This is a genomic window from Pseudonocardia sp. WMMC193 (assembly GCF_021728735.1).
In the GTDB taxonomy this organism is placed as follows: Bacteria; Actinomycetota; Actinomycetes; order Mycobacteriales; family Pseudonocardiaceae; genus Pseudonocardia; species Pseudonocardia oroxyli.
Map to the genome: position 1 here is coordinate 6,141,162 of NZ_JAKKDO010000003.1, position 23,229 is coordinate 6,164,390.

Below are 23,229 nucleotides of genomic sequence, written 5' to 3' on the forward strand. Positions count from 1 at the left end.
TGCATCACGTACCGTCCGTCGCTCGTTCGGCGCAACCCAGGGTGCACCGGTCGCGTGCGCCGCACCGTCGGGCGCCTTCACCGTCGGAAACGTCCGAACAGCCGGACCGGCGGAGGATAGGTTGCCGGCCGTGAGCTCCACCGACCCGGTCGACGCGGTCCCGTTCGACGTCCACGACCTGCGGCACCGCCTGCTCGGCCCGGCGGGTCGCTGGACGCGCGTCGACGTCGTCGACGAGACCGGTTCCACCAACGCCGACCTGGTCGCCGCCGCGGCCGCGGGCGCGCCCGACGGGTCCGTGCTGGTCACCGAGCACCAGGTCCGCGGGCGCGGCAGGCTGGACCGCACCTGGGAGGCGCCGCGCGGTTCCGGGATCGCGGTCAGCGTGCTGTGGCGGCCCGAGGGCATCCCCGCCGAGAAGCTGGGCTGGATCCCGATGCTGGCGGGCGTCGCCCTGCTCGACGCGGTCCGCGCGCTGGCCCCCGGCGTGCCCGCGGGGCTGAAGTGGCCCAACGACCTGCTGCTCGACGGGCGCAAGGGCGCGGGCATCCTCGCCGAGATGACGGCGGTGTCCGGCGGCGGGCCCGGCGTGGTGCTCGGCATGGGGGTCAACGTGGCGTGGGCCCCCGAGACCGGGACCTCGCTGGCCGACCAGGGCGCCGCCGTCGACCGCACCGAGCTGTTGGTCACCCTGCTGCACAACCTGGGGGAGCGCGAGGCCGCGTGGCGCGCCGCGGGCGGGGACGCCGACGAGTCGGGCCTGCGCGGCGACTACCGCTCGGGCTGTCTGTCCCTGGGCTCCGAGGTGCGCGTGGAGATGCCCGGCGGCTCCGCGATCGTCGGGATCGCCGAGGACGTGGACACCAGCGGCCACCTGCTGGTCCTGGAGCCCGACGGCACCAGACGCCCCATCGCAGCCGGCGACATCGTCCACCTCCGCCCGGCCCAGCCCTGACCGAGCGCATTGCGGAGCCACAACTGTCGCTTCGGGGCGTCGGAACGACAGTTGTGGCTCCACAATGCCTAGGGTCGTGGGGTGGCCTACCCCGATGAGTTGTTGGTTGCCGGGGAGCGGGTCGTGCTCCACACCCACCCGCACTGGAAGATGCTGATCGGCCCGGTGCTGGTGTTCCTGGTGACCGTCGGGGCGGCGGCGTTCCTCGCGGCGCTGGTGAGCGCGCAGAGCTGGGCCCTCGTCGCGTGGATCGCGCTCGCTGTGGTGGCGGTGGGGCTCGTCGGCCGGTTCACGGTGCTGCTGTTCGTGCGGTGGCGCACCACCCACTTCGTGGTGACGACCCGGCGGGTGCTGGTTCGTGAGGGCGTGTTCTCCCGCAGCGGCATGGACATCCCGATGTCGCGGATCAACACGGTGCAGTTCCGTCACACCGTGCTCGAACGGGTGCTCGGCTGCGGCACACTCGTGGTGGAGTCCGCGTCGGACGATCCGTTGGAGTTCACGGACATCCCGGCCGTCGAGCGGGTCCACGCGCTGCTCTACCAGGAGGTCGCCGACGATGCCTGACTTGCCCATGACGCTGCCGAGCGAGGGGCTGCCCGCCCACGTCACGATCTACGAGGTCGGTGCGCGGGACGGGCTGCAGAACGAGAAGGCGATCGTGCCGGTCGAGGTGAAGGCCGAGTTCCTGAACCGCCTCGCCGACGCGGGCCTCACCACCCTCGAAGCGACCAGCTTCGTGCACCCGAAGTGGGTTCCCCAGCTCGCCGACGCCGCGGAGCTGCTGGCGATGCTCGAGCGGCGCCCCGGCGTCGACTACCCCGTGCTGGTGCCCAACGAGCGCGGGCTCGACCGGGCCGTCGAGGCGGGCGTGGACCACATCGCGGTCTTCGCGAGCGCCACCGAGACCTTCGCGGAGAAGAACCTCAACCGCACGCTGGACTCCCAGTTCGCGATGTTCGAGCCCACGGTGAAGCGCGCCCTCGCCGAGGGGCTGCGGGTCCGGGCGTACGTCTCCATGGCGTTCGGGGACCCGTGGGAGGGGGCCGTCGACCCCGCGCAGGTCGCCGCCGTCGGACGTCGGCTGGTCGAGATGGGCTGCAGGCAGCTGTCCCTGGGCGACACCATCGGCACCGGCACCCCCGGGCACGCCGAGGCCGTGATCGACGCCTGCGTGGCGGGCGGGGTCCCGATCGACCAGATCGCCGTGCACTTCCACGACACCTACGGGCAGGCCCTCGCCAACACCCTCGCCGCGCTGCGCCGCGGGGTCACCACGGTCGACGCGTCGACGGGCGGCCTCGGCGGCTGCCCCTACGCCAAGTCCGCGACGGGCAACCTCGCCACCGAGGACCTCGTCTGGATGCTCGACGGCCTGGGTGTCAGCCACGGCGCCCGGCTCGCCGACCTCGTTGAGACGAGTGTGTGGATGGCGGACAAGCTCGGCCGCCCGTCACCCTCCCGCGTGGTCAAGGCGCTGGCCGGGGCCGATTAGGGCCGGGGGTGCTCCCGCGAGCCGAACATGCCGGTGAAGCGGGCGCGGTAGACCACGTCGTCGGAGTCCGCGGCGCCGCGGCGCATCCAGGCCCGCAGCGTCACCAGCCCCATCCACGGCTTCGACGACGAGCGCCGCGCCGTCACGATCTCCATGGACGCGAAGAGTCGGTCGCCCGCGAAGACCGGTGCGGGCCAGGCGATCTCGTCCCCGCCCGGCGAGCCCAGCCCCTCGGCCTTCGAGACCAGCTCGTCGATGTAGAGCCGCATCCACAGCCCCGCCGTGAACCAGCCCGACGCCGCCAGCCCGCCGAACACCGACGCCCGGCCCGCCTCCTCGTCCAGGTGGAAGGGCTGCGGGTCGAACCGGCGCGCGAAGGCGATCATCTCGTCGCGGTCCACGGTGACGGACCCCAGGTCGAACACCCGTCCGGGCGTCAGGTCCTCGAAGGCGATCATTCCGCCGACTGTAGGACGCGCAGCGCGGCCTCGTGCAGGTGGCCGTTGGACGCCAGGCCGTCGCCGCCCGCGAAGCCGGGGACGCCGCGCAGGTCGGTGAGCCGCCCGCCCGCCTCCTCGAGCAGGACCTGCACCGCGGCGAGGTCCCAGGGGTTCGCCGCGGGCTCCACGGCCAGGTCGATCGCCCCCTCCGCGACCAGGCAGTGCTGCCAGAAGTCGCCGAAGGCCCTCGTCTCCCAGCAGGCCTGGGACAAGGCCAGCCAGCGGTCCATGCCGTCGAACTCCCGGAAGGTCTCCTGGTTGGTGGTGGACAGGTAGGCGTCCTCGAGCGCCGTCACCCCGGTCACCGAGATCCGCCGCGCCTCCCCACCCCGCTCGGAGGTCCAGGCCCCGTGCCGGGCCGCGGCCCACCACCGCCTGCCCAGCGCGGGCGCGGACACCACCCCGACCACGGGGACGCCGCCCGAGCACAGCGCGATCAGCGACGCCCACACCGGCATGCCGCGCGAGAAGTTCTTGGTGCCGTCGATCGGGTCGAGCACCCAGCCGCGGCCGCGGCCCTCCCCGACGGACCCCCCGCCCTCCTCGCCGAGGATCGCGTCCCCCGGCCGCCGCCCGCCGATCGCCGCCCGCAGCGCCTCCTCGGCGGCGGTGTCCGCGTCGGTCACCGGCGTGCGGTCCGGCTTGCGCGTGACCCGCAGGTCGGCGGCCCGGAAGCGCGGCAGGGTGATCGCGTCCGCCAGGTCGGCGAGCTCGAGGGCGAGGGCGAGATCGGCACGGGTGTCCGGTTCGGTAACGGCGCTGCTCACGGCGGGTCAGCATGCCATCCCGGGCGGGCATACTCTCGACCCGTGACCACCGTCCTGTTGGCGGAGGACGACGCCGCGATCGCGGAGCCGCTCTCCCGGGCCCTGCAACGCGAGGGCTACGAGGTCGACGTCGCGTCCGACGGCAGCACGGCGCTCGACGTCGTCCGCCAGGGCCACGTCGACCTCCTCGTGCTCGACCTCGGCCTGCCGGGGATGGACGGGCTGGAGGTCTGCAGGCGGCTGCGCCCCGACTTCCCCGACCTCCCCGTCCTGATGCTGACGGCCCGCACCGACGAGGTCGACTTCGTCGTGGGGCTGGACGCGGGCGCGGACGACTACGTCGGCAAGCCCTTCCGCCTCGCCGAGCTGCTGGCCCGGGTCCGGGCGCTGCTGCGCAGGCTCACCCCGGAGACGGTCGAGGTGGGCGGCGTGCGGATGGAGCTCTCCGGCCGCCGCGTCCTGGTCGACGGTGAGGAGGTCGGGCTCGCGAACAAGGAGTTCGAGCTGCTGCGCGTGCTCCTGCTGCGGGCCGGGCAGGTCGTGACTCGCGAGGAGATCCTCCGCGAGGTCTGGAACGACCCGGACATGAAGACCTCGAAGACGCTGGACATGCACATGTCCTGGCTGCGCCGCAAGATCGGCGGCGAGCGCCGGATCGCGACGGTCCGCGGGGTCGGGTTCCGCTTCAACCACACATGAGGCGCCGCATCCTGCTCTCGACGCTGTTCGTCGTCGCGGTGACGGCGCTCGTCCTGGGCGGGCCGCTGGCGTTCACCACCTGGCGCCTGGTCGAGGACTTCACCCGCGCCGAGCTGATCCAGCGGCTCGAGCGGATCGCCGACCGGCTCGACGACGAGCCGCCGGGCACCCCGATCGACCGGGCCGAGATCGCGCTCGCCGTCCCCGCGGAGGGACAGCTCGTGGTGAGCGTGCCGGGAGTCTCGGTGCAGACCGTCGGCGACCCGCCGGAGGACGGCACGATCGCGGAGTCGCTGCCGTTCGGGCAGGGCGGGTCCATCACGCTGTCCGAGCCGATCTCGGTCATGCGGACCCAACAGGTGCAGGTCACGGTCGTCGTCATCCTGCTGGTGGTGCTGTCGGTCGGCACCGGCGCGGTGGTCGCCACGGTCACCGCGCGCCGGCTCGCCGAACCCCTGCTCGACGTCGCCGACCGCGCCGCCCGCCTCGGCGCGGGGGACTTCCGCCGCGCCCCGCACCGCCACGGCATCCCCGAGCTGGACCGGGTGTCCGACGTCCTCGACACCTCGGCGACCGCGCTCGCCGACCTCGTCCAACGCGAACGCGCCCTGGTCGGGGACGTCTCCCACCAGCTGCGCAGCCGGATCACCGCGCTCGTCCTGCGGCTCGACGAGCTCTCCACCCACCCGGACCCCGGTGCCCGTCGCGAGGCCCTCGCCGCACTGGAGCAGACCGAACGGCTCTCCGAGGTGCTCGACGAGCTCCTGGAGGCGGCCCGCGCCGCCCGGGCCGCGGGCGCGGAACCCGTGGACCTGCGCACGGGCCTCACCGAGGTGGCCGACGAGTGGCGGCCCGCCCTGGAGTCGGTCGGGCGGCGGCTCAAGCTGCGGGTGCCCGACGGGCTGCTCGCCCGCGTCACCCCCGCCCGGATCCGCGAGGCCGTGGGCGCGCTGGTGGACAACGCCATCCAGCACGGCGACGGCACCGTCACGATCTCCGCCCGCGAGGGGGCGAACGCGCTGGTCGTCGAGGTGTCCGACACCGGACCCGGGGTCCCCGAGGAGCTCGTGCCGCACGTGTTCGACCGCGGGGTGTCCGTGCAGTCCTCGACCGGCCTGGGGCTGGCACTGGCCCGGGCGCTGGTCGAGGCGGACGGGGGACGGCTGGAGCTCTCCCGGGCCCGCCCACCCACCTTCGCCCTGTTCCTCCCGCCCGCCCGCGCCGACGACGTCGTCACCACGCCGAGGCCCGCCACCACCCCCCGCTGACCACGCCGCCGCCTGATCCACACTTCGGGCGGGAGACGGTCGGAATCCGACCGCCTCGCTCCCAGGCTGTGGATCAGCCCACTCGACGGCCGGGTGGGTCGGCCGACCCGCCCGCTCGCCCGCCCTCCCGTGATCCACGTTTCGGGCGCGGGGCGGTCGGGATTCGACCGCTCCGCGCCCGCACCATGGATCATGGGCCCGGACGGCCGGGCGCGTGGTCCGCGGCGAGCGGCGCGGGCCGGGGATCGAGCCCTGTCCGGCCGGCTGGGCGCGTGGTCCGCGGGCGGGGGCGCGGCACCTGCGGGCGGACTCTCAGGCCGCCCGCTCGACCGCCCCGGGTGTCCCCGGCGCCCCCGGTCCGTCGTTGCCCTCGGCCGCCTCGGCGGTCGGGAGGGCCGGGTCCCGACCGGCGACGACGTCCCGGGCCAGACGGGCGAGGGGGCCGTCCGGGCGGTAGTCCGCCCGCTGCATCGTCAGCATCTTGATCACGTGCAGCGGTGTCCCGTTGAACTTCTCGAACATCGTGTGCCGCGTGCCCCACTCGGTGAGGAACCGCTCGTGGATCACCTTGAAGATCCGCAGCCGCTCGCGGGCCCCGATGTCTCGACCGCGCAGGGCCTCCTCCAGGCGCGGCCCGAGGTACGGGTCGGCCAGCTCGGCCTCGGTGGGGAACAGCACGACCCCGCGACCGCACAGCTCCAGGAGCAGGTCGATCATGGCGGAGGCCTTCTCCAGGTAGTGCGCGCGGCCGAAGTTCACGTAGAGCGGGTTGGGCTTGTACATCCCGTGCTCGGTGTGGAACCCGGTCTCCTCGGCGGCGAGCGTCAGGGCGTGGCAGGTCTCCCGGAACCGCACGAGGTCGGCCAGCTGGGAGGCGACGACCGGCGCCGCCGCGGTGCCCAGGGCCTCGGTGACCAGCAGCGCGAGGCCCGCGAGGAGCTCGGCGTTCACGGTCTGCCGGATCTGGGTCTCCACGTGGATCCAGTCGAACTGCCGCTGCGGGAAGTGCTTGGCGTGGTCCGGGTTCCCCACGTGCAGCACCCGCTCCCAGGGGACGAGGACGTGGTCGAAGAAGGCCATCGAGTCCAGCTCGTCGCCGATCCCCGCGAACGGCCGGTCGACGCTCGAGGCGCCCTCGGCGGCGGTGGACGGCCGCGCCACGTGCACCAGTCCGGGCGTGTTGGCGGGGATCACGCCGTACACGGTCTGCTCCTCGGTGGTGCCCGGTCGCCAGAACACGCCGAAGACCACCTCGTTGCCGAACACCGGCGGGGTCCCGACGGACTTCCACCCGTGGACGACGATCCCCTCCTCGGTGCGGTCGACGATCTCCAGGGCGGGCGACTCGGCGACCGAGTCCGGCCGGGATCGGTCGTACTGGACGTCGACGAACATGGGCGTGAGGAAGGAGTCCTCGGCCCGCACCCGCGCCCAGAGGTCCCGGATGTGCTGCGCGAGCGGGCGACCGCCGTGGCCGACCGAGTTGTCCTCCCACGGCTGCGGGTCGTCCACGACCCCGAACAGCACGCAGTTGGTGGAGGCGGGCGGCCTGCAGAACATCCCGCCCGCGAAGTGGCGCCACCAGAACTCGTGGTACCGGCGGCGACGCTGTACGTCCTGCTTGTCCCGCGGGATCATCCAGTGCAGCGCGCGCCGCTCGCCGTCCTCGTCGACGAACGTGAGCTCGTCGCGCAGACGCGGGTCGTGGTGGAGGTCGTAGTACTCGGCGATCACGCGGGCGTAGCCCGCCGTCGCCGGGTGGGTGGTGAGGTCGTCGATGCGCTCGCCGCCGCAGTAGACGACGCGGCCGTCGCGCAGGGACTCGAGGTACTCGGCTCCGGTCTTCATGGACAGGCCTCTCTTGCGGGGGGTCGGGGTCACGCGGCGGTGCGCGGGGGCAGCGACAGGTAGTCGCCGTCGGTGTAGAGCAGCGGGTGGGCTCCGGGGGTCGGACCTGAGACGACGGCGGCGACCTCGCCGAACAGCGCGACGTGGTCGCCGAGCTCGGCGGAGCGGACCAGGACGCAGTCGAACCCCACCACCGCGCCGTCGACGACCGGGCTGTGCGTCGGTGCCGCACCGCAGACGTCGTCGAGGAACTTCGGCGCGCCGGGGGCGGCGCAGCGCCGGGAGATCTCGTCCTGGTCCTCGGCGAGCAGGCTCACGCCGAACCGGCCCGTGCGCAGGATCTCCTCGGCGGCCGCCGTCGTGCGGCGCAGGCAGGCGAGGACGGTCGGCGGTTCGAGGCAGACCGAGGTGAAGGCGCTCACCGTCATGCCCCACGCCCGCCCGTCCAGCCGGGTCGTGACCACGGTGACGCCGGTGACGTGGCGTCGCATCGCGGCGCGGAACGTGTCGGTCGGGTTCTCCATGCCGGACGACGCTAGGACCGGATCCGCGCAGGTGGGAAACAGTTCTGCGCGCTGGCGGGCATCGCCGTGAGCGATGTGCCAGGGCGGTAACGGACGCGAAACCGAGACGAGACGGTGGAGCCCGCACACTCCGGACGCCATGAAGCTCAGCTCGCTGGACCTCAACCTCCTGGTCGCGCTCGACGCGCTGCTGCAGGAGGCCAACGTCACGCGCGCGGGGCGGCGGCTGGACCTGTCCCAGTCGGCGATGAGCGGCGCGCTCGCGCGGCTGCGCAAGCTGTTCGGCGACCCGTTGTTGGTGCGGACCGGCAACGACCTGCGGCTGACCCCGCTCGCGGTCCGCCTGCGCGGCGAGGTGGCGGAGCTCCTCGTCGGTGTGCGCGGGCTCTTCGAGGTCGGGCCCGGCGAGCCGGGCCGCCGCGTCTTCACGGTGGCGGGATCGGACTACACCATGCTGGTGCTGCTGCCCTCGTTGTTGGAGCGGCTGCGCAGGCGAGCCCCCGAGGTGCGCATCGACGCCCGCCCGCTCAGCCGGACCGCGGCGGCGCTGGTGGACGAGGGCATCGACGTGATCGTGCAACCGCGCGAGCTCGAGCACGTGACGATGCCCTCGCGCGATCTCTTCGTCGACCGCTGGCTGTGCGCGGTCTGGGCGGACCACCCGACGGTCGGCGACCGTCTCACCCTCGCCGAGTTCCGGGGGCTACCCCAGGTCGTCTACAGCCTGGGGCGCGCCGGTCCCAGCATCGCGGACGCCCACCTGGCGCGGATGGCGCCGGACCGGACGGTCGCCGCGAGCGTCGAGAGCTTCCTCATGGTGCCGGTGCTGCTCGAGGGCACCTCGGCGGTGAGCCTGCTGCTGGAACGCGGCGCGTGGGCGACCCGGGTGGGCCCGGCCGTGCGCCTGCTCCCGCCCCCGGTCCCGCTCCCGGACATCCACCAGGCGATGTACTGGGACGCGCGCTTCGACGGCGATCCGGGCCACACCTTCCTGCGCGAGCAGATCAGCGAGGTCGCCGCCGAGGTGTCCGCACCCGTTCGGGCGGCGGGCTGACACCTGAACGTCCGTTCAGTAGGGTGCGGGCATGCAGCGGACGGTCACCCTCCCCGACGGGGTCGAGTTGCAGGTCACTGAGGAGGGCTCCGGCCCGGCGGTGGTCCTGGTCCACGGGTTCCCCGAGCTCGGCTACTCCTGGCGCCACCAGGTGCCCGCGCTGGCGGCCGCGGGCCATCGGGTGATCGTGCCGGACATGCGGGGCTACGGCGGCTCGTCGCGTCCGGCGGCCGTCGAGGACTACGACATCCACCACCTGAGCGGGGACGTCGTCGGTCTGCTCGACGCGTTGGGCGAGGAGCAGGCCGTCGTCGTGGGACACGACTGGGGCGCGATCGTGGCCTGGCAGACGGCGCTGCTGCACCCGGAGCGGGTGGCGGCGGTCTGCGGGATGAGCGTGCCGTTCACCCCGCGGGCCAAGCGCCCGCCGACCGAGATCTGGCGCGCGGCGCTCGCCGGTCGCTTCTACTACATCCTGCACTTCCAGGAGCCCGGGACCGCGGACGCGAACATGGCCGCGGACCCCGCGCGGACCATGCGCGGCATGCTGTGCGGGGCCAGGGCGGGCGACGGCACGGAGTTGGTCGGGCCGGACGACGGCCGCGGCTTCGTCGAGCGCCTGCCGCAGCCGGACGCCCTCCCGGACTGGCTGACCCAGGCGGAGCTGGACCACTACGTCGCCGAGTTCGCCCGGACCGGCTTCACCGGCGCGATCAACTGGTACCGCAACTTCGACCGCAACTGGGAGACGACCCCGCAGCTCGCGGAGGCCCACGTCACGATGCCCAGCCTGTTCGTGACGGGGTCGGAGGACCCGGTGCAGCGGATGATGCCGTCGGACCGCCAGGCCGCCTACCTGGACGACCTGCGCGGGGAGGTGGTCATCGAGGGCGCGGCCCACTGGGTGCAGCAGGAGCGGCCGGACGAGGTGAACGCGGCCCTGCTGACGTTCCTGGGGAGCCTCTAGACCTGCTCGGCCACCTGGCGGCGGACGTCCTTCTCCGGGAAGACGAACCGGCGGAAGGCCCACCAGCGGAACGCCATGCCGACCAGGGTGCCCAGGATCTGCCCGCTGACGAAGTCCGCGACCTCCTGGGTGAGCAGCGAGACCTCGGGGACCTGCAGGTGGAACAGGTAGCGCGAGGCGGCGAGCGGCGCCGAGTACACGGCCACCCCGATCCCGCTGATCAGGAAGAACAGCAGCGCCTCGTGGTGGCGTTCGCGCCCGCCGCGGGTCCGGAAGGACCACTCGCGGTTGAGCACGTAGGACACGATGGTCGCCACCAGCACCGCGATGATCTTCGCCGTGAGCGGCTTCTCGGCCAGCACCGTGCCCTTGAGGATGAGGAACACGGCGGTGTCGATGACCCAGGTCGACCCGCCGACCATGGCGAACTTCAGCAGCTCACGGTGCCGGAAGGCCATGTCGCGGTACGGCTGCGGGATGCGCGCGAGCGTCGCTTCGACCAGGGACACGCTCTCGATCGTCCCAGAGGGAGGAACCGGACACCCGATCGGGGCCGCAGGTCACACCGAGGGCGCAGGTAGTGTTCCCTCTCCGTGGAGACCCCCTCACGTGACTTCCCGGTCGTCGGGATGGTCGGCGGCGGCCAGCTCGCGCGGATGACCCACCAGGCCGCCATCGGCCTCGGGCAGTCCCTGCGGGTGCTCGCCGTCTCGCCGGACGAGCCCGCCCCGCTCGTCACTCCGGACGTGGTGGCGGGCGGGCCGGACCTCGCGTCGCTGCGCGCGCTCGCCGTCGGCTGCGACGCGGTGACCTTCGACCACGAGGGCGTGCCGCAGGAGCACCTGCGCGCGCTCGTCGCCGACGGGGTCGCCGTGCGGCCGCACCCGGACGCGCTGCTCCACGCGCAGGACAAGCTCGTCATGCGGCGGCGCCTCGCGGAGATGGGCCTCCCCGTCCCGGCGTTCGCCGAGATCACCGCCCCCGACCAGGTCGCCGACTTCGCCGCCGAGCACGGCTGGCCGGTGGTGCTCAAGGCCGCCCGCGGCGGGTACGACGGCCGCGGGGTCTGGTTCCTGCGCGCGGCCGACCCCGAGCTCGTCCGGGAGCTGCTCGACGCCGGGACCCCGCTGCTGGTGGAGGAGGCCGTCGAGATGTTCCGCGAGCTGGCCGCGCAGGTCGCCCGGTCGCCGTTCGGGCAGGCCGCGGCGTGGCCGGTCGTCGAGACGGTGCAGGAGGAGGGGCAGTGCGTGGAGGTCCTCGCGCCCGCCCCGGGACTGTCCGAGGAGCGCGCGCTGGAGGCGCAGGGCATCGCGCTGCGGATCGCGCACGAGCTCGACGTGACGGGGTTGCTCGCCGTCGAGCTGTTCGAGACCGCCGACGGGCTGGTGATCAACGAGCTCGCGATGCGGCCGCACAACTCCGGGCACTGGACGATCGAGGGCGCCCGGACCTCGCAGTTCGAGCAGCACCTGCGGGCGGTGCTCGACTACCCGCTGGGGACCACGACGATGACGGCGCCGGTCGTCGTCATGGCCAACGTCCTGGGCGCCGAGAAGACCCCGGAGATGACGGTGGACGAGCGCATCCATCATCTCTTCGCGCGGTTCCCGCAGGTCAAGGTGCACCTGTACGGCAAGGGCGAGCGGCCCCTGCGCAAGGTCGGGCACGTGAACGTGCTCGGGTCGGACCTCGGCGAGGTCCGCCGGACCGCGGTGCTGGCGGCGCACTGGCTGGCCACCGCGGAGTGGGAGGACGGGTGGTCCGTCCACACCGGGACGCAGGGACTGGGGGACCGGGCATGAGCGTGCAGGTCGGCGTGATCATGGGCAGCGACTCGGACTGGCCGGTCATGGAGGCCGCCGGGGCCGCGCTCGCCGAGTTCGACGTGGCGTACGAGGTCGGCGTCTACTCCGCCCACCGCACCCCGCAGCGGATGCTCGACTACGCGACGTCCGCGGCGGACCGCGGCATCGGCGTGATCATCGCGGGCGCGGGCGGCGCGGCGCACCTGCCGGGGATGGTCGCCGCGGCGACCCCGCTGCCGGTCATCGGCGTGCCCGTCCCGCTGAAGGTGCTCGACGGCCTCGACTCGCTGCTGTCGATCGTCCAGATGCCCGCCGGGGTGCCGGTGGCCACGGTCGCGGTCGGCAACGCCCGCAACGCGGGCCTGCTGGCCGTGCGGATCCTCGCGGCCTCGGACCCGGGCCTGCGGGCGCGCATGGTCGAGTTCCAGGAGTCGTTGTCGGACATGGTCCTCGAGAAGGATCGGCTGCTGCGCGAAAAACTCGTGGCGCGCCCTCCCGCCGATACGTAGGCTGGTCGTACACAAGAAGGGAGGTGGTCCGACGTTGATTTCCACGAGGACTTGTGAGGTGGCTGCCCGCTGAGGCACCACAGGACGAACTCCTGACGGTCGTGGAAGCCGAGAGCCTCGGCGAATCCCCGGCAGTCACCGATGATCCCCGGGCCCGAGCCCAGTCCAGCTCGGTTCGCGTCTCACCCGAGACGGCCCGGGGATCACCCATGTCCAGACCACGTCTCGCCCCGGGTGATCCACGCTCGGGGAGCGCGGCGGTCGGGATTCGACCTCCCCGCTCCCGCGCGGTGGATCACCGCCCTTCGAGCGCCGCCGCGACGTGCTCGAGGCGACGGGTGACCTGTTCCAGGTCCGGACCCGCGCCCGCGCCGAGCGGGATCATGTCGGCCACCTTGCGGAAGTGGGCGAGGCAGCCCTCCACCGTGCCGCTCTCGGCGAGCCAGCGGCGCAGCGCCTGGTTGTGCGCGGCGACCACCGCCGCCGCGGTGACGGCGGCCCGCAGGTCGCCGTCCTCGACGCCCTGCAGGCGCGCCGTGAGCTCGCGGGTGAACAGCCGCCGGTAGCGGTGGACCATCGCCGCCTCCCGGTCCCGCAGCGCCGGGACCGCGTGGACCAGGGCGAACCGCTTGCGCGCGGTGTCCTGGTCGGTCAGGTACAGGTCGAAGACGGTCTCGCCCGCGCGCAGGGTCAGCGACAGCAGGGGCTCGTCGGGGTGGGCTGACGCGAAGACCTCGGCGATCCGGGCGAGGCCCAGCTCGTGGTCGGGGGAGACCGCGTCCTCCTTGCCCGCGAAGTAGCGGAAGAACGTCCGGCGCCCGACGCCCGCCGCGGCGGCGATGTCGTCCACCGTCGTGTCGTCGTAGCCCTGCGCGGTGAAGAGCTCGACGGCGGCGCGCACCAGGTCCCGGCGTACCTCGGCCCGGCCCTCGGCGGACCGGCCGCTGCGTCTACCCACCCCGACGGCTCCGCCGCCGTCCACCCCCCGGCGCGAGACTGTGCCCTCCGTCATGGCACGGAGGGTAGCAACGTCGTTGTCTCATGGCACGCAGTGCCGTTAGGCTGGGCGCACCCCCGGACATCGACGTGTGGAGAACAGATGCTTGACGGCGACTTCGAGGCCTACCGGCTCAGCGAGGAGCACGAGGCCCTGCGCGACGCGGTGCGCGCCCTGGTGGAGAAGGAGATCGCGCCGCACGCCGCGGACGTCGACGAGCAGGCCCGCTACCCGGTGGAGGCGCAGGACGCGCTGACCAGGGCCGGGTTCCACGCCGTGCACATCCCCGAGGAGTACGGCGGGCAGGGCGCGGACGAGCTGGCCGCCTGCATCGTCATCGAGGAGGTCGCGCGGGCCTGCGTGTCGTCGTCGCTGATCCCCGCCGTGAACGGCCTGGGCTCGGTGCCGATCCTGCTCTCGGGGTCCGAGGAGCTCAAGAAGCAGGTTCTGCCCTCGATCGCCGCGGGCGACGCCATGATCAGCTACGCGCTGTCGGAGCGCGAGGCCGGTTCGGATGCCGCGTCGATGCGGACCCGGGCCCGCCGCGACGGGGACGACTGGGTGCTCAACGGCACCAAGTGCTGGATCACGAACGCCGGCGTCTCCAGCTGGTACACGGTCATGGCGGTGACCGACCCGGAGAAGAAGGCCAACGGCATCTCCGCGTTCGTGGTGCACAAGGACGACCCCGGCTTCGAGGTCGGCACCAAGGAGCGCAAGCTCGGCATCACCGGCTCGCCCACCCGCGAGATCCACTTCACCGACTGCCGCATCCCCGGCGACCGGATCATCGGCGCGGAGGGCACCGGCTTCAAGACGGCCCTGGCCACGCTGGACCACACCCGCCCGACGATCGGGGCGCAGGCGGTCGGCGTCGCGCAGGGGGCGCTCGACCAGGCCGTCGCCTACGTCAAGGAGCGCAAGCAGTTCGGCAAGGCCATCGGGGACTTCCAGGGCGTGCAGTTCATGCTCGCCGACATGGCGATGAAGGTGGAGGCGGCGCGCCAGCTCGTGTACGTCGCGACCTCGCGCGCGGAGCGGGGCGAGAAGAACCTCGGCTTCATCTCCGCGGCCGCCAAGTGCTTCGCCTCCGACACCGCGATGTCGGTGACCACCGACGCCGTCCAGCTGTTCGGTGGCGCGGGCTTCACCAAGGACTTCCCGGTCGAGCGCATGATGCGGGACGCGAAGATCACCCAGATCTACGAGGGCACCAACCAGGTCCAGCGCATGGTGATGGCGCGGGCGCTGCTGAAGTGAGCTGAGCCTCCCGCCGGGGTCGGTGTCACCGCGGACCCGATCCCGGCGTGGTCTCAGAGCAGGAAGCGGAAGAGCGGCGAGTCCGGCGGGATCCGCTCGATCTGCGGCGGCGCGGCCGCCATCCGCTCCAGCAGGGCGGGCAGGTCGTCGGGGTCGCCGAGCTCGATGCCGACGAGCGCGGGGCCGGTCTCGCGGTTGCTGCGCTTCGTGTACTCGAAGAGCGTGATGTCGTCGTCCGGGCCGAGGGTCTCGTCGAGGAAGCGGCGCAGCGCACCGGGCTCCTGCGGGAACTCGACGAGGAAGTAGTGCTTGCGGCCCTCCCAGACCAGGGCGCGCTCGACGATGTCCGCGTACCGGCTCACGTCGTTGTTGCCGCCGGAGAGCAGGCACACCGTGGTGGAGTCGCGGGGGATGTCGAGCATGCCGAGCGCGGCGGAGGCGAGCGCGCCCGCGGGCTCGGCGATGATCCCGTCGGTCTGGTAGAGCGCCAGCATCTCGACGCAGATGCGACCCTCGTCGACCTGGTGCAGCTCGACGCCGGCGTCCTGCGCGATCGGGAACGTCACGTCGCCGACGCGGCGGACCGCCGCGCCGTCGACGAAGGGCTCGATGGTGTCCAGCGTGGTCGGCGCGCCGGCCGCCAGCGCCGCGGCGAGACTCGCCGCCCCCGCGGGCTCGACGGCGATCACACGCACGTCCGGGTGGCGTTCGCGCAGGTAGGTGAGGGTGCCGCCGAGCAGGCCGCCCCCGCCGACCGGGACCACGATCTGGTCCGGCGGGTCGGCGAGCTGGCTGAGGACCTCGCGCACGACCGTGCCCTGGCCCGCGACCGTGCGCGGGTCGTCGAACGCCGGGACGAGGGTGGCGCCGGTGTCGGTCGCGTCCTTGGCGGCCGCGGACGCGGCGTCGTCGTAGGTGTTGCCGACGACGATCGTGCTGACCACCTTCCCGCCCAGCCGGGCCACCCGGTCCCGCTTCTGGCGCGGGGTGGTGCGGGGCAGGTAGATGCGGGCCGTGACACCGAGCCGCGCGCACGCGAACGCCACGCCCTGGGCGTGGTTGCCCGCGCTGGCGCACACCACGCCGCGCGCCCGTTCCTCGTCGCTGAGCTGGGCGATCAGGTTGTAGGCGCCGCGGATCTTGTAGGACCGGACCGGCTGCAGGTCCTCGCGCTTGAGCCAGACCTCGCCGCCGACGGAGTCCGACAGCCGCGCCGAGATCTGCAGCGGGCTCGGCCCGATCACCGCGCGCAGTCGCCCGGCGGCATCGTCGACGTCGGCGGCGGTCACGGTCACGGAGGGGGCGCTGCTCACGGTGACACCGTAATCGGCGGTCCCGGCCGGAGTCGCGCAGGTCATGCGCGGCGCTACAGGCGCGTGGTGCACCTCTCGGACTCGTACTTCCGCTCCAGCCGCGTCTCGTCGGGATGCGCGACCTGCACCAGCGAGCCGCCCGCGGCGAGGACCGCCAGCAGGCCGTCGACGAGGTCCTCCCGGGCGGACCAGTCCTTCACCGAGAGCACCCGGGAGCCCGCGTCGAGGCCCAGGTCCGCGGCGCGGGCCCGGGCCCGGGCGAGCAGGTCGTCCGCGGAGAGCCCGCCGAGCGCGGGGTCGGACAGCGGGACCGGCGACCACGGCACGAACTCGTCGCCGTGCAGCCGCACCTCGGTGGCGAAGTCGATCACTCCGTCGGGCAGGCCGTCGATCCCGCGGCCGAAGGCGTCGAGCGAGAGCGCGAGCACCCCGCCCGAGGGTGCGGCGGCCAGTGCCAGGTCCAGGCGGTCGCGGTCGCACAGGACCCAGTCGGCCTCGGCGGGCTCGCCCACCACCTCCGCGCCGCAGGACCACGCCGCCAGCAGCACCGACGCGGTCTGCCAGTGCGCGGGCAGCAGCACGGCGACCCGCCCGCCCGGCTCGACGTCGCACTCGTCACGCAGCAGGTTCGCCGCCTTGGCCACCCAGTTCGCGGTGGTGACGGCGGAGAGCTCGATCCGCTCGCCGGTGGCGTCGTCGTAGAAGGTGATCAGGGGCCGGGCGGGGGCGGCGCGCAGGATCGGGTCGAGCAGCGCGGAGGTCAGGGACACCAGGTGGTTCTACCCGAGTGCCGGTCAGTCGATGCAGGGGACGCGGGCTGCGTTCACCGCGGGCGGCTGCGTCGGCGCCGCCGCGGCCTCCGGGGTGGCCGGGGCCGCGCCCGCGTAGTCCGTGCCGAGCAGGACCTGCAGGTGGTTCGGCTGCACGTCGCCGGACTGCTCCACGCCGAGCCCGCCGAGCTGCGCGGCGACGTTCTGGGCCGCGGCCTGCCCGTCGCCGGAGTAGCGGACGACGCTGGTGGTGCGGCTCGCGGCGTTCTCGACGACCCCGCGTCGGAACCCGGCCGCGCCGAGCTGGTCCGCTACCTGGGCGGCGAGGCCGGTGCCGCCGGAGCCGTTCCCGACGTCCAGGGTGTAGGCCTTCGCGTCGAAGGCCGGTGCGGGCGGCGGGGCCGGCGCCGTGCTCTCCTCGACGGGGGTGGTCTTCTCCTCGACGAAGGCCTGCACCTGGGTCGGGTCGACCAGCACGACGTCCCCGCGCTCGTTGTGCGCGCCACCCTGCGTGGGGATGGTCATGAAGTCGATGTTGCCCGCCGCGATGTCGCTCGCCTGCCGGGCGAACCCGAGCAGGTCCCAGCCCTGGTCGATGACCAGGGACTGCTCCGCCGAGTCGATCAGGGCGGAGAGGGTGGAGGGGTTCGTCAGGGTCCCCGTCGAGAGGATCTTGTCCGCGACGGCGGCGAGGAAGACCTGCTGGCGGCGGATCCGGGACAGGTCGCCCTCGGGGAGCCCGTGCCGCTGTCGGACGAACGCCAGCGCGTCCGCGCCGGAGATCGTCTGCGGGCCCGCGGGGAAGTCGGCGCCGGAGAACTCGTCGTTCACCGGGTTCTTGAGGCAGACGTCCACGCCGCCGACCGCCTGGGTGAGGTTGTAGAAGCCGAGCAGGTTGATCTCGGCGTAGTGGTCGATCTGCAGCCCGGTCAGGTTCTGCACGGTCTCGATCAGCGTGGACCGCCCGGTGGCCGACGACTGGGTGTCGGCCTCCTTCTGGCTCATCCCGCCCGCGACGAGCTCGTCGGCCTTGAGCGCCTTCGTCGCCGGGTACGCCGCGTTGATCTTGTCCTTGCGGTAGCCGGGGATGTCGACGTAGCTGTCGCGGGGGATGGAGAAGGCCGTCGCGCCGCCGCCGTCGGCCGGGAGGTGCAGCACGATGATCGTGTCGGAGTTGAGCACGCCGGACTCGGCGCCGGAGCGCAGGGTCGCCAGGACGTCGTCCGGCAGCGGGTTGCCCTGCGCGTCCGTGCGGCTGTCGACGCCCACCAGCAGGATGTTCTGCTCGCCGCCGGACGAGCCGCCGGTGATGACGTTCGTGGTGGTGATCCCGCCGGTGACGTCCCGGTAGAAGGTCCACGCCGTGCCCGTCAGGATCAGGACCAGCGCGGACAGCACACAGACGGTGAGCCGGGTGCGCCGGACCAGCGTGGCGCGGCCGGTGGGCGGCGCGGCGGGAGCGGCCGGACGGGGGCGGGTGGACGGCCGCGGTCGGGACGGCGGGCGGGCCGGGGTGCCGCGGCCGAGGTCGCGGGCGGAGGCGCTGCCGGCGGCCGGGGTGCGGCGGGCGCTGGGCGGGGGCCCCGAGGCCCGCGCGGAGGAGGTGCGTGCGGTGGCGGTGCGGGCGGTGGAGGTGCGGGCGGTGGAGGTGCGGGCGGTGGAGGTGCGCGCCGACGCGGAGGACAGCGCCCCACCCTCACCGAACAGCGCGGACGCGCCTGCCCGGCGGTCCCGCGCGGCGCGGGCACCTGCGGGCGGGTCTGCCGCGTCCATGCCGTCTCCACTCGTTCAGGACACAACCGTCGGAGAGAGGGTGCATCATCCGGGGCGATCATCGCGCCGCGTCGCCCGGCGTGTCGGCGGCTCGTGTGCGCGGGCACCCCGGGTCCACCCCGGAGGGTGAGCGGTCGGTGGCCGCGGGTGATCATGGTGTCGCGCTGCCGGATCCCCGATCGGGTGAGACCCTGGACACCTTCCGGACGAGGGGACGGCGATGACCGCGCAGCTGGAGCCCGAGACCCCCGGGCCGACCCTGCCCGTGACCCTGCCCGATCCCCGGAGCCCGATCCTCCCCGAGCCGGACCGGCCCGCCACGATCGCCGAGGCGGTCAGCGAGGCCGTCGCCGAGGCGGTGGAGACCGGCGCGGCGGAGCAGGCGACCCCGCTGTCCGACGAGGGGCGCTCGCTCCTCGACCGGGGCCGCGCGGGCGAGGCCGTCGAGGTCCTGCGCCGCGCGGTCGCCTCCGCCGAACCCGGGGCGGCGGACCTGCTGGTCGGCGCCTACCTCGACACGGGCGCCTGGTCCGCGGTGATCGACTGGTTGACGCCGCTGGTCGCGGACGGGCACGTCGCGTTCGCGGGCAGGTTGGGGGTGGCGCTCGCGGAGTTCGGCGACCACGTCCGCGCCGAGGAGATGCTGCGCACCGCGGTCGCGGCGGGCGAGACCGCCGCCGCGAACGACCTGGCGCTGCTGCTGGTGGCCGACCGCAGGCTGCGCGAGGCGGTGCAGGTCCTCACGCACGCCGCCGACCGCGGCGACCCGAGCGCGCCGGACAACCTGGTCGCCCTGCACCTGGAGGACGGGGACCTGGCGGGCGCCGCCGTCGTCGCCGAGCGGTACGCGGCCGAGGACCGCCCGGACACCCTCGTCGCCCTGGCGGACGTGCGGGCCGCGCAGGGCCGGGACGACGAGGCGGACGCCCTCTACCGCCGCGCGGGCGGGCTCGGCGCCGTCCGCGCCCACACCGCGTACGGCGGGTTCCTGGTCGCCCAGGGGGACGTCACCGCCGCCGAGCACGAGTTCCGGGAGGCGGAGCGGCACAACGAACCCCGGTGGGCGGTCACGATCGGCCGCTTCCTGCTGGACGTCGGCCGCCCCGAGGTCGCCCGCTGGTACCTCGAGATCGGGTCGGGCCAGGGGGACCGCGAGGCCGCGGCCCTGCTGGGCGAGCTGAACGGCGAGGATCCCTCGGACGACTGAACCGGGGCCGGAGTGTGTCCGGACGCCGCTACGCTGACGCGGGCGCGAGCCGCCGCCGCGTCCCCGATACCCTCGGGCCCCATGGAACCGGAGGGACCGACCGGCGGGACCGCGGTGCGGACGTACGGCGACGAGCTCGCCGTCGTGACCGTGACCTACTCGCCGGGCGAGACGTTGGCCGCGTTCCTCGACTCGATCCCCGCCGCCACCACCCGCCCGCTGCGGGTCGTGCTGGCGGACAACGGCTCCGTGGACGGCGCCCCCGAGGCGGCCGCCGAGCGCCCGGGCGTGGAGCTGCTGCGGATCGGGGAGAACGTCGGCTACGGCACCGCCGCCAACCGCGCCGTCGCGGGCCTGGGGCCCGAGGTGGGCTGGGTCGTCGTCGCGAACCCGGACCTGGTCTTCGGGCCCGGCTCGATCGACGTCCTGCTCGAGGCGGCGCGGCGGCACCCGCGGGCGGGCTCGCTCGGCCCGCTGATCCGCGACCCCGAGGGGCACGTCTACCCGAGCGCGCGGCGGGTGCCGGATCTCGCGACCGGCGCGGGGCACGCGGTGCTCGGCCGGATCTGGCCGCAGAACCCCTGGTCCACGACCTACCGGCAGGAGTCCGCGGCCATCGAGGAGCGGCCCGCGGGCTGGCTCTCCGGCTCCTGCCTCCTGGTGCGGCGCAGCGCGTTCGACTCCGTCGACGGCTTCGACCCGCGCTACTTCATGTACTTCGAGGACGTCGACCTCGGGGACCGGCTCGGTCGGGCGGGCTGGCTGAACGTGTACGTGCCGACCGCCGAGGTCGTGCACACCGGCGGGGTGTCCACCAGCAAGGCCGACGTGTCGGCCCGGATGCTCGCCGAGCACCACCGCAGTGCCTACCGCTATCTCGCCGACCGCCATCCGGGACCGGTCAACGCCCCGCTGCGGGCCGCCGTCAGGGCGGGCCTCGCGGTGCGGTCGCGAGTGTCGAGCCGTTAAGAGGAGACCGAAACTGTGCTGGACGACGTCGAGGCCGTGGTGCTGGTGGGGGGCAAGGGAACCCGCCTGCGACCCCTGACCCTGTCCGCGCCCAAGCCCATGCTGCCGACGGCCGGGGTGCCGTTCCTCGCGCACCTGCTGTCCCGGATCCGGGCCGCGGGGGTGCGGCGGGTCGTGCTCGGCACGTCCTACCTCGCCTCCACGTTCGAGGAGCACTTCGGGGACGGGGAGTCCCTGGGGCTCGAGCTGACCTACGTCGTCGAGGAGGCCCCGCTGGGCACCGGCGGCGGCATCGCGAACGTCGCCCAGCACCTGACCAGCGAGAACGTGATGGTGTTCAACGGGGACGTGCTGTGCGGCACGGATCTCGGCGCGGTGGTGAACACGCACCGGCACACCGACGCGGACGTCACGCTGCACCTGGTGCGCGTGCAGGACCCGCGCGCCTACGGCTGCGTCCCCACCGACGACGACGGCCGCGTGCTCGCCTTCCTGGAGAAGACCGAGGACCCGCCGACCGACCAGATCAACGCGGGCTGCTACGTCTTCAAGCGCTCGATCCTCGAGGAGATCCCGCGCGGGCGGGTCGTGTCCGTGGAGCGCGAGACGTTCCCCGGGCTGCTGGAGCGCGGCGCCCGGGTGAGCGGGCACGTCGACAACGCCTACTGGCGCGACATGGGCACCCCCGGCGACCTCGTGCACGGCTCGGCGGACCTGGTCCGCGGCGTGGCGCCCTCCGCGGCGCTGCCCGGTCCGGTCGGCGAGTCGATCGTGCTCGAGGGCGCGGACGTGGCGAAGGACGCGTTCGTGTTCGGCGGCACCGCCGTGGGGCGGGACGTGGTCGTCGGGGAGGGCGCCAAGGTCGAGGGTTCCATGCTCTTCGACGGCGCCGTCATCGCCGCCGGGGCGATCGTCGAGTCCTCGGTGGTCGGTGCGGGGGCGCGGATCGAGGCGGGCGCCCACGTGCGGGACGCGGTGATCGGGGACCGCGCGGTCGTCGGCGCGCACTGCGAGATCAAGGGCGGCATGCGCATCTGGCCCGACGTGCAGCTGCCCCCGCACGGCATCCGCTTCTCCGCCGACGTCTAGCCGTGCGTGGTAAGTGGTGCTCTGGCACCACTTACCACGCACGAGCGCCGGAGGCGCGACAACCATGATCGAACGGGAGTGGACGCCGGGCTTCGCGCTCGACGTGCACGCAGTGCTGGTCCCGCTGCGGCGGGGCCGGGGCGATCCCTCGTGGCGGCAGGACGAGGGTGGGATCTGGCGCACCTCCACCACCCCGGACGGGCCCGCGACCGTCCGGATCGCCCGACGCACCGACGGCACGGTCGTCGCGCAGGGGTGGGGGCCGGGGGCGACCTGGGAGCTCGACGGGCTGCCCGCGCTGCTCGGCGCGAACGACACCCCCGAGACGTTCACCGCCCACCACCCGCTGATCGAGGACTCCGCCCGCCGCCGCCCCGGCCTGCGGTTCGGCGCCACGCGTCGGGTCTGGGACCAGCTCGTCCCGGCGATCCTGGAGCAGAAGGTCACCGGCACCGAGGCCCGCCGGTCGTGGCGCGAGCTCGCCTGGCGGTTCGCGGACCCCGCTCCGGGCCCGGCTCCGCAGGGGATGCGGGTCCCGCCCACCCCCGCGCAGCTCCGGTCGGTGCCGGACTGGGAGTGGCACAAGGCGGGCGTCGACTCCGCGCGCCGCCGCGCGATCCTGGCCGCCGCCGCCGTCGCGCACCGGTTGGAGGCCGCCGTGGAGCTCGGCGGCGAAGACGGGCGGATCCTGCTCCGCAAGGTCCCCGGGATCGGCGTGTGGACCGCGGCCGAGGTGGCGCAGCGGGCGTGGGGCGACCCCGACGCCGTCAGCTTCGGCGACTTCCACATCCCGACGGTCGTCGGCTGGGCACTGGTCGGTCGCCCGCTGGACGACGCCGGGATGCTCGAGGTCCTCGAGCCCTACCGGCCGCAACGCCAGCGGGCGGTGCGGCTGGTGGAGGTGTCCGGCTTCCAACGTCCCCGGTTCGGGCCACGTTTCAGCCCGCGCGACTACCGCGCGATGTAGTTTCGATCGCGTGGACCTCGGCTCCCTCACCGCTCTCCGTGCTCTCGACGGCTCCGCCCTCCCGGACCTCTCCGGGAAGGCCGTGCTCGTCGTCAACGTCGCCAGCAAGTGCGGCCTGACCCCGCAGTACTCCGGCCTGGAGCGGCTGCAGGAACGCTTCGGGGGCGGTGGCTTCACCGTGCTCGGGGTGCCCTGCAACCAGTTCGGCGGGCAGGAGCCCGGCTCGCCCGAGGAGATCGCCACGTTCTGCTCGGCGACCTACGGGGTGAGCTTCCCGCTCACCGAGAAGATCGACGTCAACGGCCCGGACCGGCACCCGCTCTACGCCGAGCTCACCGAGACCGCGGACGCCACGGGCGCCGCGGGCGACGTGCAGTGGAACTTCGAGAAGTTCCTCGTGGCCCCGGACGGTGCCGTCACCCGCTTCCGGCCGCGCACCGAGCCGGAGTCGGACGAGATCGTGGCCGCGATCGACCGGGTCGTAGCCTGACAC

Annotated in this window: 24 protein-coding genes; 15 read left to right on the forward strand and 9 right to left on the reverse strand. The window is 73.8% G+C overall.

The features are described from left to right. Positions 1 to 130: 130 nt before the first annotated feature. The 3 genes from L3X23_RS31430 (at position 131) to L3X23_RS31440 (ending at position 2,450) form a co-directional block, all read left to right on the forward strand. Complete coding sequence (locus tag L3X23_RS31430; protein WP_237196867.1) at positions 131 to 955, forward strand: biotin--[acetyl-CoA-carboxylase] ligase; 825 nt, start codon at positions 131 to 133, stop codon at positions 953 to 955. Between the two features lie 81 nt (positions 956 to 1,036). After that, on the forward strand, positions 1,037 to 1,522 hold the full coding sequence (locus tag L3X23_RS31435) for a PH domain-containing protein (RefSeq protein WP_237196868.1): 486 nt from the start codon (positions 1,037 to 1,039) through the stop codon (positions 1,520 to 1,522). Then, on the forward strand, positions 1,515 to 2,450 hold the full coding sequence (locus tag L3X23_RS31440; RefSeq protein ID WP_237196870.1) for a hydroxymethylglutaryl-CoA lyase: 936 nt from the start codon (positions 1,515 to 1,517) through the stop codon (positions 2,448 to 2,450). Before L3X23_RS31435 ends, L3X23_RS31440 begins: the two co-directional genes overlap by 8 nt. Here L3X23_RS31440 and L3X23_RS31445 read toward each other — a convergent pair. Both L3X23_RS31445 and hisN read right to left on the reverse strand, forming a co-directional pair. After that, positions 2,447 to 2,908 (reverse strand): MaoC family dehydratase, encoded by a 462-nt coding sequence (locus L3X23_RS31445; protein ID WP_237196872.1) that lies wholly within the window; start codon positions 2,906 to 2,908, stop codon positions 2,447 to 2,449. The genes L3X23_RS31440 and L3X23_RS31445 overlap by 4 nt on opposite strands. Beyond that, positions 2,905 to 3,717 (reverse strand): histidinol-phosphatase, encoded by an 813-nt coding sequence (gene hisN / locus L3X23_RS31450; RefSeq protein ID WP_237196874.1) that lies wholly within the window; start codon positions 3,715 to 3,717, stop codon positions 2,905 to 2,907. The genes L3X23_RS31445 and hisN overlap by 4 nt, the downstream gene beginning before the upstream one ends. Positions 3,718 to 3,759: 42 nt before the next feature. Between hisN and L3X23_RS31455 the strand changes: the two genes are divergently transcribed. Together L3X23_RS31455 and L3X23_RS31460 are read left to right on the forward strand one after the other, a co-directional pair. After that, positions 3,760 to 4,416 carry a response regulator transcription factor gene (locus L3X23_RS31455; RefSeq protein ID WP_237196877.1) on the forward strand — a complete coding sequence of 219 codons (657 nt, stop codon included), beginning with the start codon at positions 3,760 to 3,762 and terminating at the stop codon, positions 4,414 to 4,416. Next, positions 4,413 to 5,684, forward strand: coding sequence for an ATP-binding protein (locus L3X23_RS31460; RefSeq protein ID WP_237196879.1), 1,272 nt, complete (start codon positions 4,413 to 4,415; stop codon positions 5,682 to 5,684). The genes L3X23_RS31455 and L3X23_RS31460 overlap by 4 nt, the downstream gene beginning before the upstream one ends. 312 nt (positions 5,685 to 5,996) lie before the next feature. Here L3X23_RS31460 and L3X23_RS31465 read toward each other — a convergent pair whose 3' ends face one another. Then, complete coding sequence (locus L3X23_RS31465) at positions 5,997 to 7,532, reverse strand: 4-hydroxyphenylacetate 3-hydroxylase N-terminal domain-containing protein (RefSeq protein WP_237196881.1); 1,536 nt, start codon at positions 7,530 to 7,532, stop codon at positions 5,997 to 5,999. Between the two features lie 29 nt (positions 7,533 to 7,561). Further along, positions 7,562 to 8,056, reverse strand: a complete 495-nt coding sequence (locus L3X23_RS31470; protein ID WP_237196884.1) for a flavin reductase family protein — start codon at positions 8,054 to 8,056, stop codon at positions 7,562 to 7,564. A 139-nt stretch (positions 8,057 to 8,195) separates the two neighbouring features. Here L3X23_RS31470 and L3X23_RS31475 point away from each other — a divergent pair, with 139 nt between their 5' ends. Both L3X23_RS31475 and L3X23_RS31480 read left to right on the forward strand, forming a co-directional pair. Further along, complete coding sequence (locus L3X23_RS31475) at positions 8,196 to 9,110, forward strand: LysR family transcriptional regulator (protein WP_237196886.1); 915 nt, start codon at positions 8,196 to 8,198, stop codon at positions 9,108 to 9,110. Between the two features lie 31 nt (positions 9,111 to 9,141). Next, positions 9,142 to 10,077: an alpha/beta fold hydrolase gene (locus L3X23_RS31480; protein ID WP_237196888.1), complete on the forward strand. Its 936-nt coding sequence runs from the start codon at positions 9,142 to 9,144 to the stop codon at positions 10,075 to 10,077. On the opposite strand, the gene L3X23_RS31485 is transcribed toward L3X23_RS31480, so the two are convergent. Further along, positions 10,074 to 10,586, reverse strand: coding sequence for a GtrA family protein (locus L3X23_RS31485; protein WP_237196890.1), 513 nt, complete (start codon positions 10,584 to 10,586; stop codon positions 10,074 to 10,076). The genes L3X23_RS31480 and L3X23_RS31485 overlap by 4 nt on opposite strands. A gap of 84 nt (positions 10,587 to 10,670) precedes the next feature. Here L3X23_RS31485 and L3X23_RS31490 point away from each other — a divergent pair, with 84 nt between their 5' ends. Both L3X23_RS31490 and purE read left to right on the forward strand, forming a co-directional pair. Then, complete coding sequence (locus L3X23_RS31490; RefSeq protein ID WP_237196892.1) at positions 10,671 to 11,879, forward strand: 5-(carboxyamino)imidazole ribonucleotide synthase; 1,209 nt, start codon at positions 10,671 to 10,673, stop codon at positions 11,877 to 11,879. Further along, positions 11,876 to 12,391, forward strand: a complete 516-nt coding sequence (gene purE / locus L3X23_RS31495) for a 5-(carboxyamino)imidazole ribonucleotide mutase (protein ID WP_237196894.1) — start codon at positions 11,876 to 11,878, stop codon at positions 12,389 to 12,391. Before L3X23_RS31490 ends, purE begins: the two co-directional genes overlap by 4 nt. Before the next feature lie 295 nt (positions 12,392 to 12,686). Here the strand turns inward: purE and L3X23_RS31500 are convergent, their stop codons facing one another. Then, positions 12,687 to 13,403 carry a TetR family transcriptional regulator gene (locus L3X23_RS31500; RefSeq protein ID WP_237196896.1) on the reverse strand — a complete coding sequence of 239 codons (717 nt, stop codon included), beginning with the start codon at positions 13,401 to 13,403 and terminating at the stop codon, positions 12,687 to 12,689. A gap of 87 nt (positions 13,404 to 13,490) precedes the next feature. On the opposite strand from L3X23_RS31500, the gene L3X23_RS31505 reads away from it, so the two are divergent. Then, positions 13,491 to 14,648 (forward strand): acyl-CoA dehydrogenase, encoded by a 1,158-nt coding sequence (locus L3X23_RS31505; RefSeq protein WP_237196898.1) that lies wholly within the window; start codon positions 13,491 to 13,493, stop codon positions 14,646 to 14,648. 53 nt (positions 14,649 to 14,701) lie between these two features. On the opposite strand, the gene ilvA is transcribed toward L3X23_RS31505, so the two are convergent. The 3 genes from ilvA to L3X23_RS31520 all read right to left on the reverse strand — a co-directional run bounded on the left by ilvA (position 14,702) and on the right by L3X23_RS31520 (position 18,504). Beyond that, positions 14,702 to 15,937, reverse strand: a complete 1,236-nt coding sequence (gene ilvA, locus L3X23_RS31510) for a threonine ammonia-lyase IlvA (protein WP_237198170.1) — start codon at positions 15,935 to 15,937, stop codon at positions 14,702 to 14,704. Positions 15,938 to 16,014: 77 nt separating this feature from the next. After that, on the reverse strand, positions 16,015 to 16,731 hold the full coding sequence (locus L3X23_RS31515) for a TIGR03089 family protein (protein ID WP_237196900.1): 717 nt from the start codon (positions 16,729 to 16,731) through the stop codon (positions 16,015 to 16,017). Positions 16,732 to 16,755: 24 nt separating this feature from the next. Then, positions 16,756 to 18,504, reverse strand: a complete 1,749-nt coding sequence (locus L3X23_RS31520) for an LCP family protein (protein WP_237196902.1) — start codon at positions 18,502 to 18,504, stop codon at positions 16,756 to 16,758. 220 nt (positions 18,505 to 18,724) lie between these two features. Between L3X23_RS31520 and L3X23_RS31525 the strand changes: the two genes are divergently transcribed. From L3X23_RS31525 to L3X23_RS31545, 5 genes are all read left to right on the forward strand, one after another. Further along, positions 18,725 to 19,711, forward strand: a complete 987-nt coding sequence (locus tag L3X23_RS31525; protein ID WP_237196904.1) for a lipopolysaccharide assembly protein LapB — start codon at positions 18,725 to 18,727, stop codon at positions 19,709 to 19,711. A gap of 81 nt (positions 19,712 to 19,792) precedes the next feature. After that, the gene (locus L3X23_RS31530) at positions 19,793 to 20,680 is read left to right on the forward strand and encodes a glycosyltransferase family 2 protein (RefSeq protein WP_093086996.1); all 888 of its coding nucleotides are present in this window, start codon (positions 19,793 to 19,795) and stop codon (positions 20,678 to 20,680) included. An 18-nt stretch (positions 20,681 to 20,698) separates the two neighbouring features. Next, positions 20,699 to 21,769: a sugar phosphate nucleotidyltransferase gene (locus L3X23_RS31535; protein WP_237198171.1), complete on the forward strand. Its 1,071-nt coding sequence runs from the start codon at positions 20,699 to 20,701 to the stop codon at positions 21,767 to 21,769. A gap of 64 nt (positions 21,770 to 21,833) precedes the next feature. Then, positions 21,834 to 22,736 carry a DNA-3-methyladenine glycosylase gene (locus L3X23_RS31540; RefSeq protein WP_237196906.1) on the forward strand — a complete coding sequence of 301 codons (903 nt, stop codon included), beginning with the start codon at positions 21,834 to 21,836 and terminating at the stop codon, positions 22,734 to 22,736. Between the two features lie 10 nt (positions 22,737 to 22,746). Next, positions 22,747 to 23,226, forward strand: a complete 480-nt coding sequence (locus tag L3X23_RS31545) for a glutathione peroxidase (protein WP_237196907.1) — start codon at positions 22,747 to 22,749, stop codon at positions 23,224 to 23,226. The last annotated feature ends 3 nt before the right edge of the window (positions 23,227 to 23,229 follow it).